This is a genomic window from Streptococcus sp. 20925_1_24 (assembly GCF_041432335.1).
In the GTDB taxonomy this organism is placed as follows: Bacteria; Bacillota; Bacilli; order Lactobacillales; family Streptococcaceae; genus Streptococcus; species Streptococcus mitis_BM.
Window position 1 is genome coordinate 41,143 of sequence record NZ_JAPVZM010000013.1, and the last position, 12,664, is coordinate 53,806.

9 protein-coding genes and 1 pseudogene are annotated in these 12,664 nt (G+C 41.4%); 1 reads left to right on the top strand and 9 read right to left on the bottom strand.

The genetic code is table 11. The features are described from left to right. Nucleotide 1: 1 nt before the first annotated feature. From aroC to O3650_RS07550, 5 genes are read right to left on the bottom strand one after another with little or no spacing between them, the layout of a single operon-like run. On the bottom strand, nucleotides 2-1,168 hold the full coding sequence (aroC, locus tag O3650_RS07530; RefSeq protein ID WP_023943114.1) for a chorismate synthase: 1,167 nt from the start codon (nucleotides 1,166-1,168) through the stop codon (nucleotides 2-4). A gap of 9 nt (nucleotides 1,169-1,177) precedes the next feature. Further along, complete coding sequence (gene aroB, locus O3650_RS07535; protein ID WP_023943116.1) at nucleotides 1,178-2,245, bottom strand: 3-dehydroquinate synthase; 1,068 nt, start codon at nucleotides 2,243-2,245, stop codon at nucleotides 1,178-1,180. An 18-nt stretch (nucleotides 2,246-2,263) separates the two neighbouring features. Beyond that, nucleotides 2,264-3,118 carry a shikimate dehydrogenase gene (locus O3650_RS07540; protein WP_203175345.1) on the bottom strand — a complete coding sequence of 285 codons (855 nt, stop codon included), beginning with the start codon at nucleotides 3,116-3,118 and terminating at the stop codon, nucleotides 2,264-2,266. After that, entirely contained in the window at nucleotides 3,108-3,785 is a 678-nt protein-coding gene (gene aroD / locus O3650_RS07545) for a type I 3-dehydroquinate dehydratase (protein WP_000767770.1), read from the bottom strand. The genes O3650_RS07540 and aroD overlap by 11 nt, the downstream gene beginning before the upstream one ends. After that, nucleotides 3,782-4,945: a class I SAM-dependent rRNA methyltransferase gene (locus O3650_RS07550; RefSeq protein WP_203175347.1), complete on the bottom strand. Its 1,164-nt coding sequence runs from the start codon at nucleotides 4,943-4,945 to the stop codon at nucleotides 3,782-3,784. Before O3650_RS07550 ends, aroD begins: the two co-directional genes overlap by 4 nt. A 116-nt stretch (nucleotides 4,946-5,061) precedes the next feature. On the opposite strand from O3650_RS07550, the gene O3650_RS07555 reads away from it, so the two are divergent. Further along, nucleotides 5,062-7,212: an LTA synthase family protein gene (locus O3650_RS07555; protein WP_203175349.1), complete on the top strand. Its 2,151-nt coding sequence runs from the start codon at nucleotides 5,062-5,064 to the stop codon at nucleotides 7,210-7,212. Between the two features lie 575 nt (nucleotides 7,213-7,787). Here the strand turns inward: O3650_RS07555 and O3650_RS07560 are convergent. The 4 genes and pseudogenes from O3650_RS07560 to O3650_RS07575 all read right to left on the bottom strand — a co-directional run. Then, nucleotides 7,788-7,865: pseudogene (locus O3650_RS07560) on the bottom strand (IS200/IS605 family transposase); the annotation flags it as partial. Nucleotides 7,866-8,080: 215 nt separating this feature from the next. Further along, nucleotides 8,081-9,424, bottom strand: a complete 1,344-nt coding sequence (locus O3650_RS07565; RefSeq protein ID WP_203175351.1) for a DEAD/DEAH box helicase — start codon at nucleotides 9,422-9,424, stop codon at nucleotides 8,081-8,083. A gap of 140 nt (nucleotides 9,425-9,564) precedes the next feature. Beyond that, entirely contained in the window at nucleotides 9,565-10,380 is an 816-nt protein-coding gene (locus tag O3650_RS07570; RefSeq protein WP_020903475.1) for an endonuclease/exonuclease/phosphatase family protein, read from the bottom strand. Nucleotides 10,381-10,431: 51 nt separating this feature from the next. Continuing rightward, nucleotides 10,432-12,612: a PTS transporter subunit IIBC gene (locus tag O3650_RS07575; protein ID WP_020903476.1), complete on the bottom strand. Its 2,181-nt coding sequence runs from the start codon at nucleotides 12,610-12,612 to the stop codon at nucleotides 10,432-10,434. Nucleotides 12,613-12,664 lie beyond the last annotated feature (52 nt).

Consider the following 12,664-nt stretch of genomic DNA (forward strand, 5'->3'; position numbering starts at 1 on the left):
CTTAATAGTTCTTTGTATAGTCTCGGTGTTGGGCTACCGCTTCTTTTAATTCCTCTAGATTGTCTGATGAGAATTTTTCGAGGATTTCTTGTGCCAGAACCGTTGCCACAACGGCTTCCATGACCACTCCTGCAGCTGGAAGGGCGGTCGGATCACTCCTTTCCACAGTTGCCTTGTAAGGCTCATGGGTTTCGATATCCACACTCATGAGTGGTTTGTATAGAGTAGGAATGGGCTTCATCACGCCTCGAACAACAATCGGTTGCCCATTAGTCATACCACCTTCAAATCCACCTAAATTATTGGTACGGCGGGTATAGCCATCTTCTTTAGACCAAAGAATTTCATCCATAACTTGGCTGCCTTTACGATAGCCAGCTTCAAAACCAAGACCAAATTCCACCCCTTTAAAAGCATTGATAGAGACAACTGCTTGGGCAAGTCTGGCATCTAATTTTCTGTCCCATTGGACATAGGAACCAAGACCAACTGGAACACCTCCGACGACTGTCTCCACAACCCCACCGATGGTATCACCGTCACGCTTGATTTGGTCAATATAATCCTTGATTTCCTGTTCCCTTTCTTGGTTGACAATAGAAACTTCTGACTGGGCAGCTCTTTCCTTAATCTCAGCAACTGTGAGATTCTCAGGGACATCGATTTCCTTGCCACCAAAGACTACGACATGGTTGGCAATCTCCATATCCAGCTCAGCCAAGAGGCGTTTGGCTACTGCCCCAACTGCCACTCGCATAGTTGTTTCACGAGCTGATGAACGTTCCAAGGAATTTCGCAAATCATCAAAACGGTACTTGATGCCCCCAACCAAGTCGGCATGACCTGGACGTGGATGGGTGATTTTTCGTTTGCTTTTAAGGCGGTCTTCAATGTCCTCCGCAGACATGATATCCAGCCATTTCTGATGGTCCTTATTGACGACATCCATGGTAATGGGAGCCCCAGTAGTCTTCCCATGGCGAACACCCGAAGTAAAGTCAACCTGGTCGCTCTCAATCTTCATACGACCACCGCGGCCGTATCCACCCTGACGACGTTTCAAATCCTCATTGATGTCCTTTGCTGTCAAAGGAAGTCCAGCTGGAATTCCTTCAATGATAGCCGTCAGACGGGGACCGTGTGATTCTCCTGCAGTTAAATATCTCATACACTCTCCTTATTTTACCAAGTAGTCTTTCATCTCTTCCAGAGAAACTGGGTGAATGGTCGCTGAGCCAAGCTCTGGAACCAAGACCAATTTCAAGGTATTGCCACGCGCCTTCTTGTCATGTGTCAAAGCCTGATAAAGCTTGTCAACATCCCAGTTTTCATAGTCAACAGGTAGTCCAAATTTCTGACACATCTTTGTGATAGATTGCGTAATGCCAGCTGGCATGAGTCCCTTTTCCTCAGCAACCTTGGAAATCTGCACCATTCCCATGGCTACAGCCTCTCCATGCATGACCTTGCCATAACCGGCAGTCGCTTCAATAGCATGACCAATAGTGTGGCCAAAATTGAGGTAAAGGCGTACACCATTGTCCAGCTCATCCTCAACTACCATCTTACGCTTGACCTGACAAGAATGTTCAATCAAGGTCTCTGCATGTTCCAAAATGCTCTCAACAGAACCATCCAGCTCCGTCAAGAGAGCCCAAAGTTCTGGATCCTCAATCAAGCCATACTTGATAACTTCACCCATTCCTTCAATCAACTCTCTTTTTCCGAGGGTTTCAAGAACAAGTGGGTCAATCAGAACCCCATCTGGCTGGGCAAAGGTACCCACCATATTCTTGGCAAATGGAGTATTGACGCCCGTCTTTCCACCGATAGAAGAATCCACCTGAGCTGTCAAGCTGGTCGGAATCTGAACAAAGTGAATGCCCCGCATATAGGTAGAGGCTACAAAACCAGCCAAGTCCCCAACGACACCGCCACCAAGAGCCACGATTCCATCGCTACGAGTCAGACCTTGCTTGACTAAAAATTCATAGACTTTCTGAACAGTGGTCAAATTCTTTCTTTCTTCACCTTCTAAAAAGTCAAAAACAGCTACCTGAAAACCAGCATCTTCTAGGCTGAGCTTTAACTTCTCTGCATAAAGAGAAGCTACATGGTTGTCTGTTACAATGACCACTTTTTGTGGTTGCCAGAGTTCTCGCAACCATTGGCCAGCTTGAGCCAGACAACCTTTTTCAATCTGAATATCATAAGGATGATGAGGAATATCGATTCTGATTTTCATAGGAGAATCTCCCTTTCTTTATTGGTATTTTTCTGTTAAGGACTGCCAAATTTCTTCTGTCGGCATTTCCTTGCCTGTCCACAGTTGAAAAGCTTCTGCAGCTTGATAGAGCAACATCCCCAGACCATTGACGGCTAGATTGCCCTGATTTCTAGCCCATTTTAAAAATGGCGTTTCAAAGGGTTGGTAAATAATATCTGCTACTAAAAGAGTTTCTGATAAGACAATGCTTTTAGGAACTGGAGATGATTGACCGTCCATTCCTACACTTGTCGCATTGACCAGTAAATCCGACTCGGCAATCCTTGCTTGCAGTTCAGAAACATCTTCTAAAGCATACAAGTCCACTTCAAAGCCTGTTTGCTCCTGTAACTTGTCAAGATAAGGTCTTGTTTTTTCCATGGAAACTGAACGAACAAAGACCGAAATCTGACTGACGCTGTCCAAAATAGCTTGTGCTAAAATGGACTTGGCCGCACCACCTGCACCCAGCAGGGTCATCTTCTTACCTGTAATTGTAAAAGAAGGCAAGCTCTTAAAAAATCCCTTGCCATCTGTATTATATCCAATTAAATTGCCATTCTCATTGACAACCGTATTAACCGCACCAATCAAGCGCGCTTCATCACTCAGCTCATCCAAATAAGGAATCACCTGCTCCTTATAGGGCATGGACAGGTTGATGCCAAACATCTGGTAGCGACGAATATTGGCCACTGTTTCTGCCAAATCACCCGCTTCAATCTCCCAAGCCACGTAAGCACCGTTGGTAGTTGTCGCCTCAAAGGCCCTATTGTGGATGAAGGGAGAAATAGAATGTTTAATAGGATTGGCAACAACTGCAGCTAAACGTGTATAGCCATCAAGCTTCATCCAAAATCTCCCTGATTTTTTTCATGCTAGCTAGAGAAATCTGACCAGGAGCACTAGCTTCATCCAGACTGGCAAAAGACCAACTCGAACCCGTCACATCCGCAGTGATACGAGAGACCTTGCCCACCTTACCCATAGAAATGGTCACATATTCCTGTTCAGGATTGAGGGTTTTAAAGCCTCGTGTATAGTTCATCAAGTCTAGCACATCCTGCTCCGTATGAGCCATCACCGCAACCTTGACAAGTTTTGGATTTAGGCTCGTCAACTCTGACAAGATTTCCATCATATTTTCAGGTGTTTCTTGGAAATTGTGGTAACTCAAAACGAGATTTGGGAAGTCCAGCATTTCCTCAAAAACATCCTTGTAGCTATAGTACTCAAAATCAATATAGTCTGGTTGATAGAGTTGCGCCACTTCCTTGATTAGATGGATATATTCTTCTGGAGAAAGGTCGATTTCTCCCCCTTCAGAGCGAGTTCGCAGGGTGAAAACCAACTCACGACCTGCAAATTTTTCAAAAATAGCTGGAGCTACCTGCAAAATCGCTTCTTTAGGCAGATAGTCGGCACGCCATTCAATAATATCAGCATCTTGATACCTTGTGGCATCCAGAGCCTGAGCCTCCTCTAAACTTCTTGGCATTACTGAAACGATTAATTTCATTTACTAACCTTCATACTAATCACCTTGAGGTAATTACTACTTTCATCTTTTTTATTATAGGCGAAATCTGCTGGAAGACCGTATTTGTTTAAAATCTGGTAACTTCTTCCTGCAAAGCCTTTATCAATCTGTTCTGTAAATTTCTGGCGAGATACATTGGCAGCATTGGTACTGGCAATAATAATACCGCCCGGATTTAAAATCTCAAGGCTCTGGGAAATCAACTTATGATAATCCTTGGCCACAGAGAACGTTTGTTTTTTGTTCCGAGCAAAGCTAGGCGGATCTAGGACAATCACATCATAGGTCAAGTCTTTTCGTTTGGCATACTTGAAATACTCAAAAACATCCATGACTATAAAACGATGCTCGTCTGTGCTGAGCCCATTTGCCTGAAAATGGGCTTGAGACAATTCTCGTGAACGTTTAGCTAGGTCAACAGAAGTTGTCTGGCTTGCTCCTCCCATAGCTGCAGCTACTGAAAAGGCTGCTGTGTAGGAAAACATATTGAGCAAGGATTTGCCCATAGCCAATCCATCGACCAGACTACCACGAACCTCATGCTGGTCTAAGAAAATCCCTGTCATCAAACCATCATTCATAAAGACTTGATACAAGATACCATTTTCCAGAACAGTGAAAAAGTCAGGTGCTTCTTGACCATAAACATGGGCAGATTCATAGTCCAATCCCTTAAAGCGGAGCTTCTCATATGTCCCTAACACCTCAGGAAAAACCTGTCTAAAGGCTTCTGAGATAACCTTGCGAATCTGATAAACATAAGAGTTATACCAAGAAAAGACAGCATAGTCGCCATAAAGGTCCACTGTCAGACCACCAAAGCCATCTCCCTCTTGGTTGAAGAGACGAAAGGCAGTTGTCAAATCATCTTGATAGTAGGCTGTTCTCTTTTCTTTAGCTTGTCTAAACAGCGTTTCAAAGAAAGCTTGATTGAAGGTGATCTTGTCTTTACTGATAAACCAACCCAAGCCCTTATTTTGCTGGGAAAGGTAGGCAGTCCCAAGAAAGTTTCCATCTTGACTATGGACTTCTACTTCCTGATCCTTGAGATTGACATTCTCAAGATCACTGGCTTCTAGTAAAACTAGCCCCTTAGCGAGCTTCTTTTCAACCCTTTTGCTAACTCTTATTCTATTCATAACTACCATTATATCAAACTTTTAGCCAATTCTCAAAAAAGAAACTACCCTTGCTTTTTTACTCTTCTTTTAAAAAATGGTATACTAATACTAATAAAAAATTAGGAAGTAAATGTGTGAAAAGCAATTTTAACAAAATCCAAAAAGCCATCGGTACCAGACTGGGTTTTGTCCTAACCCTTTTAATCCTCTATTGGCTCAAAACCTTATTAGCCTATGCCGTTGACTTTAATTTAGATATTCAAGTAGGTAAGTTGCAGGGAAATTACCTTGCCTTTATCGCCTTTTTCAACCCCCTTCCTCTAGGACTACTCCTGCTGGCTCTAGCCCTCTATGCTCGCTCAACCAAGATCTTTTATGGTCTGAGTATAGCTATTTATAGCCTTTTATTCATTTGGCTCTATTCCAATGTCTTTTACTATCGAGAATTTAGTGACTTTATCACGGCTAATACCATGAAGGTGGTCAGCAAGGTGTCTGTCGGCACTGCGGAACTAGAGTTACTGCGTCCTTGGGATTTCATCTATTTTATGGATTTCCCATTGCTGGCTTTCCTTTTCTATAAAAAATTCATCCATTTAGATAGGAGGCCCTTCAAATTCCGCTCCAGTGTTGCTATCACTGCACTCTCAGCCCTGCTCTTTTCTGCTAATCTTTTCTTGGCTGAAATTGAACGTCCCGATCTCCTATCGCGAGGATTTTCGAATTATTATGTTGTCCGCGCCCTCAGTTTGCCAGCCTTTTTAGGCTATAGTGCCAACCAATCCTATAGCGCCAACAAAGAACGTGCCAAGGCCTCTGAGACTGATCTTCAACCTATTACAGATTATATTCAAGAACATTCTGCTAAGCCCAATCCAGACTATTTTGGCTTGGCCAAAGGAAAAAATGTGATTTATCTCCACTTGGAGAGTTTCCAACAGTTCCTACTTGACTATAAACTCAACATAGATGGAACTGAGCATGAAGTCACTCCCTTCCTTAATTCCCTCTACCATTCGCAATCAACCCTAGCCTTTTCGAATATCTTTAACCAAGTCAAGGCTGGTAAAACCTCAGATGCGGAAACCATGCTAGAGACCGGTTTGTTTGGACTTGACCAAGGTTCCTTCATGGTCAACTATGGAGGTACCAATACCCAGCAGGCTGCGCCTTTTATCCTATCAAAAAATGGCTACCAATCAAGTGCAGTCTTTCATGGTAATATTGGGACCTTCTGGAATCGAAATACAACCTACAAACAGTGGGGCTACCAATACTTCTTTGACGCATCCTATTTTACTAAGCAAGACAGTAGCAATTCTTTCCAATATGGTTTAAATGATAAAATCATGATGAAAGATTCTATCCAATATCTAGAGCACTTGCAGCAGCCTTTTTATGCCAAGTATATCACGGTGTCCAATCACTATCCCTATGCTAGCAATCTGACTGGCGATGAGCTAGGTTTCCCCTTGGCTAAAACCAAAGATGAAACGATCAATGGCTACTTCCAAACAGCCAACTATCTGGATAGTGCTATCAAGGCCTTCTTTGACTATCTCAAAGAAAGTGGCCTCTATGAAAAATCCATCATCGTCATCTATGGAGACCATTATGGAATTTCTAACTCCCGCAATCCTGACCTGGCTCCCTTGATTGGCAAGACTTCTGAGAACTGGTCGAATTACGACAATGCCATGTTGCAACGAGTGCCTTTTATGGTGGTCATGCCTGGCTATGAAAAAGGACAAATCATCAATACCTACGGTGGACAAATCGATATCTTACCGACTCTCGAACACCTCCTTGGTATCGAATCCAGTTCCTTCCTTCAAGTTGGACAAGACCTCCTATCACCAGACCACCAAGAAATCGTTGCCTTTCGAACTGCCAATTCCTTCGTCACACCAAAATATACCAGCTACGACGGAAGAACCTACTATACTGAGAGCGGTCTTGAAATCAGCAATCTTGATGAACAAGCTCAGACTGAACTAGAAATCGTTCGGCAGGCAGCCAGCCAACAGCTAAAAATCAGCGACCAGATTCAAACTGGCGATTTGATCCGTTTCTACCAAGCAGATCATCTTGGAAAAGTTGATACAGAAAGTATTTCTTATCTCAATTCTTTACCAATTCTTCAAAAGATTGAGCAGGAAAAAGGTAGTCAATCAACCAGTCTCTTTAGCCAACGACAAGGTAAGACCAGTACTGACCTGTTCAAAGCTCCAAGTTACCAAGAACTCCATCCAGAGTCTGCAGAAACTGAATCAAAATCACAATAAAAATGCTCTTCCGTCTTGGAGGAGCATTTCTTTTTATCAATGAAAATCAAAGAGCAAACTAAGAAAATAGCCTCAGGTCAACTCTGAGATTGTAGGTAGAGAGGTTGTAACTGCAATATATGTCTGTCAAGTTTAGTGACGTAGATAGTAGAAGAAAGATGAGGATATAAATCAGCTTCAGCAGGTATCTGGAAAATTTGATTCTATAGAGAAGCCTTTTGTTACAAACTTAATATACTATCAATAAATAATATCATAGAAGCAACAATAATTATAATTTCACCTATCTGCATAATTCTATTTCGAACTCTAAATATATGTTCTATCAAAAATACTTGAAAAAGACACATTATAGGAATTAAATTTTTTGAAATTGAAAAATATCCAAATAAATAAACTATAAACAACAAAAATAGAAACTTGTTATATTTCTTATTCATGACATTCCCCTCTTTATTTTTTGATTACCAATCTTAATAATTTACAACTACATTATAACAAACGACAAAATTCTTATTAACAAATATTGCCATTTTTTAAAATTTTTTGTGATTCTTACTTCGATATTGATTTTAGATGACTTTTCGTCTATACTTAGGTGTGAACACAAAGTGATACTTTGTGTGCGATAAACTATGAGCCTTTTGTGCCATATTTTTCTCCTTTCGCTTTACAATTGGCTTGAACACCTTTATTGTATCGCGTTTGGAGTTTTTTTGGTATAACCTTCGACACACGAGGCTGGGCAAAAAGTCTTTAAAATCAGAAAAACGCATAATATCAGATGTACTAAAATCTTGATATTATGCGTTTTATTGTGGAAATATTTTTTCGTTTTTTACTAAAATTGAGCTTTTCCCAGTCTATTTTAAAATGTTTGGCGTTTTGCTTTACGCTCTGCACGACCGCGAGCACGATTTTCGGCACGCTTAGTCTTACGGCGTTTTTCATCCACTGCCCATTGAATCTTCTTCTTATATCCCGGTTTGACTTTTTTCTTTTTCTTTTTAACCAAACCAATCATTTCGATATCAAGCTTATCTTGTTTTTTCTCACGGTTGGCACGACGATCACGGTCATAAGTATCTTGAAATTCCCCGTCTTTGACCATCTTAGGAGTAAACTTGATTCCTAATTTCTCCAACTCACGGATATCAGAGTCATCACTTGGCTGATATAGGGTAATAGCTGTACCTGGTAGGCCGTTGCGTCCAGTACGACCAACACGGTGCACGAAGAAGGATAAGTCTTGCGGAATGGCATCATTAATAACATGGCTGACACCTTCAATATCAATTCCACGCGCTGCCAAATCCGTTGCGACAATATACTCAAAATCCAGATTTTTCACCTGATTCATGATACGCTTGCGCTCACGAGGGGCAATATCTCCGTGAATCTTTGCCACCTTCAAACCTTGCGCAGTCAAGTAAGCATGCAATTCATCAGCCCGTGTTTTAGTGTTAACAAAAATCATTGCCAAATACGGTTGCATCAACTGAGTCAACTGGTAAATTTGAGCATTCTTGTCACGTCCCTTTGTAGAAATCAACCAATTATCAATGGTATCAGAAATGACCGTTTTGGTCTTGATTTTCTCCATAACAGGATTTGACAAGTATTTTTTCAAGAATGGTTGCAGTTTTTGTGGGATAGTCGCTGAGAAGACCATGAATTGCAAGTCTTTTGGAAGGCTTCCAGCAATCTTATCAACAGTTTCCAAGAATCCCATATCCAAGGTCATATCTGCCTCATCGACCACAAAGGTCTTAGCCTTGTGAATAGCTAGGTCACCAGACTTAACTAAGTCATAAATACGGCCAGGCGTTCCGATAACAATATGAGGCTGGTTACTTGCCAATTTGTCAATCTGGCGAGCCTTATCTGTACCACCCACATAATTAACCACACGAATTTCTACCTCTGAGTGGGCTGCAATCTGACGGGCTGCTTGGTAAATTTGAGTAGCTAATTCACGGCTCGGTGCAGTAATGACTGCTTGAACACTATCGCTGGTTTCATCTAATTGCTGGAAAATCGGCAATAGGAAAGTGTGAGTCTTACCCGAACCTGTTTTTGATTCTCCAACCAAATCTCGGCCTGCCAAGACAATGGGAATCAACTTATCTTGTACCTCTGTTGGAGTTATAAATTTCAACTCCTCCAAGGCTTCTCTAATATAGTTTTTAAATTGAAATTTCGTAAATGACATAATATCCTCGATTCTATCTATCCTATCAATTATACCACATTTTATTCCATTTCAGTAGTCTCACTTATTTAGGCTATTTCCAGCACCTTTTCTAGTCAGAAAAAGGCTGGAATTTGTGAATCCCAACCTCTTTTCAGTCCTTATTTCCAGTTTAAAATAGCATTCAAGCCATAGTGATCACTAACTTGCGGACCCTTGTTACCATCAAATACGACATGTAAATTTTCCACCTCTAACTCTTTGGTAGTAAAAACATAGTCGATTCGAAGGGGTTCTGTATTCCCCTTCCAGCCATCAATTTCTGGTGGAACGGTATAGCTACCGCTTTTCTCTTGAGCAACTTCAAAAGCGTCTTGTAAGCCTAATGGACTAGCTAAAATAGCTTGGTAACCTTCCTGACCTGCTGGATTGTTGAAATCTCCAGCCAGCAAAAGTGGCTTGTTCAATTCTTTCAAGACAGCCTCAAATCGCGCCCATTCTTCTTGGAAACCTTTATCCCACCAAGAAAGGTGGACACTGGCAACTGCAAGGTCCTTGCCATCAACTACAGTTTCAGCCAGGGCGACACGGCGAGTATGATAGTCTGTTGGATCATCCACATCTGAAACCAAAATTTCTCTTGCTTCAATAGGTGTTTTAGACAAGATAGCCACACCTTCATGGTAGCGGTCATAACCAATATGGTTATAGGCCCAAGTCCAGTAGTAATCTTTCCCTTGCTCTGACAACTTTTCAACCAAAAGTCTAACATAATGGTCTTGGTGAATAGGCTCAGCTGCTGGCAAAGCTTGATAAAGGTCATTAACCTCCACCACTGGCGAAGTGATCTCCTGATTGATTTCTTGGAAACAAATCAAATCATAGTCTTTTTCAAGAATATCCTCAAGCAAAATCTGGAATTTTTCCTCTGCTTCTTTCTCCATCCAACTGTGAGTATTGAGTGTTAAAAATTTCATTCTTTTCTCCCAAAATAAGAGGTTGGAATACAGCTTCCAACCTCAAGTATATTACAATTCTACTTTAGCAACTGCTGTTTTAGCTGCAAGAGAACCTGTTTTTTCTAATTTAACTGATTTAATTGCATCACCATTTGTGAAGACAACTACTGTTGAAGTTTCACGTCCTGCTGCACGGATAGCATCCAAGTCAGCTGTGACAAGAAGATCTCCTGCTGCAACTTTTTGTCCTTCAGCAACATGAACTGTAAATGGTTTACCTTCAAGACTTACTGTGTCCAAACCAATGTGAACCAATACTTCAAGACCTGGTTCAGTCACAATACCAAGAGCATGTTTTGTTGGGAAGATGCTTGATACAGTACCTGAAACTGGAGATACAATGTTTCCATTTGCAGGTTCTACTGCAAATCCATCACCCATCATTTTTTGAGCAAATACTGGATCTTTTACTTGTTCCAAAGCAACAACTTGACCGTCTGCTACTGAGTAAACTTCCTCAGTAAGACCTTTGAAGTGAACAGTGTTTTGTTGTGCTTCAGTCATTTGGCTTGGAAGAGTTTCAGGAATGATTTCACCTGAATCAAGGATATCTTGGATATCAGATTTCAATACGTCTGCTTTTGGACCGTAGATAGCTTGAACTCCTTGTCCTTTCATGACAAGACCCATAGCTCCTTCTGCTTTCCATTGTTCTGCATCACCGACTTTGTCAGCATCTTTTACAGTTACACGAAGACGAGTCATACATGCATCAACATCAACGATGTTTGCACGTCCACCAAGAAGGTTAATAATGTTTACAGCTTGAGAGCCTGCTGCAACTTTCACTTCGCTACTAGCTTCTTCTGAACCTTCAGCAGTTTCGTAATTTCCGTTACGTCCTGGAGTTGCGTAGTTGAATTTTTGAATCATGAAGTTTGCGATAAAGTACATGATTACGGCAAAGAGAACAGTTACCCAGATAAAGTTAACGATATCCATACCAATACCAGCATTAATTGCTAGTGGTGTACGAGTCAAGAATTCAATTGAACCGAATGAGTGGACACGTAGGTTTACTACGTCAGCCATAGCGAAGGCAGCACCTTGAACAAGTGAGTAAACAAGATACATAGGTGTTGCTACAAACATGAACATGTATTCGATTGGTTCAGTAACCCCTGTCAAGAATGTTGCAAGAGCTGTCGCAATCATCATACCTTTATATTGATGTTTCTTATCAGCATCGACATTACGGTAGATAGCAACGATCATACCCATCAAGATACCGAATGAACCGATCATTTGTCCAACTTTGAAACGAGCTGGGTGAACAGTATCTAACAATTGTTGGTAGTGACTTGCATCTGTACCTTTAAGGTTAACAAGGTCTGTTACCCATGCAAGCCATAGTGGGTCTTGACCAAATACTTGAGTACCTTTAGCTGCACCAGTTAAAATGTCATAAGTACCACCAAGAGCTGTGTAGTTCATTGGGATAGTCAACATATGGTGAAGACCAAATGGCAAGAGCAAACGTTCCAAAGTACCATACAAGAATGGTGCAAGGATTGGAGCAGTTTCTTGTGAGTTGGCAATCCAGATACCAAAGCTATTGATACCTGTTTGAACTACTGGCCAGAAGGCAGCAAGTAGAATTGCAGCGATTGCTGAACGAAGAATAACTACAAATGGTACGAAACGTTTCCCGTTGAAGAATGAAAGTGCATCAGGAAGTTTACGGAAGTTGTAGTATTTATTGTAAGCAGTTGCCCCTACAAAACCTGAGATAATCCCTACAAACACACCCATGTTCAATGCTGGAGCTTCAAGAACACTAATGAAGTAATCAGCAACTTTGATTGAACCACCAAAGAGAGTTGTGACCATAGCATCTGGATTTTTCAACATATCTCCTGATACACCAAAGATTGTACCAGTGATACGGTTAATCAAGATGAAGGCAAGACCAGCGGCGAAAGCACCACCAGCACGTTCTTTAGCCCAGCTTCCTCCAATTGCTAGGGCAAACAAAATGTGAAGGTTACCGATAACCCCCCAACCAATTTGCTCAAGAATTCCACCTGTAACTACAAGTGGTGCAAAAGTTGGGTTAATCATTACGATAGACTTACCGATTGAAATCATCAAACCAGCAGCCGGCATAACCGCGATAACCACCATCAAAGCCTTACCGAATTTTTGCCAAAACTCGAAAGACAAGACATTTTTGAATGTATCTTTCATCATTCAAATCTCCTTTATTTTTATTTAGGCAAACGTTTTACGAAAACGTTTGCAC

What these genes read in the sequence shown, in the direction of transcription:
- aroC (WP_023943114.1), bottom strand. Translation starts at nt 1,168, where the DNA reads ATGAGATATTTAACTGCAGGAGAATCACACGGTCCCCGTCTGACGGCT.
- aroB (WP_023943116.1), bottom strand. Translation starts at nt 2,245, where the DNA reads ATGAAAATCAGAATCGATATTCCTCATCATCCTTATGATATTCAGATT.
- O3650_RS07540 (WP_203175345.1), bottom strand. Translation starts at nt 3,118, where the DNA reads ATGAAGCTTGATGGCTATACACGTTTAGCTGCAGTTGTTGCCAATCCT.
- aroD (WP_000767770.1), bottom strand. Translation starts at nt 3,785, where the DNA reads ATGAAATTAATCGTTTCAGTAATGCCAAGAAGTTTAGAGGAGGCTCAG.
- O3650_RS07550 (WP_203175347.1), bottom strand. Translation starts at nt 4,945, where the DNA reads ATGAATAGAATAAGAGTTAGCAAAAGGGTTGAAAAGAAGCTCGCTAAG.
- O3650_RS07565 (WP_203175351.1), bottom strand. Translation starts at nt 9,424, where the DNA reads ATGTCATTTACGAAATTTCAATTTAAAAACTATATTAGAGAAGCCTTG.
- O3650_RS07570 (WP_020903475.1), bottom strand. Translation starts at nt 10,380, where the DNA reads ATGAAATTTTTAACACTCAATACTCACAGTTGGATGGAGAAAGAAGCA.
- O3650_RS07575 (WP_020903476.1), bottom strand. Translation starts at nt 12,612, where the DNA reads ATGATGAAAGATACATTCAAAAATGTCTTGTCTTTCGAGTTTTGGCAA.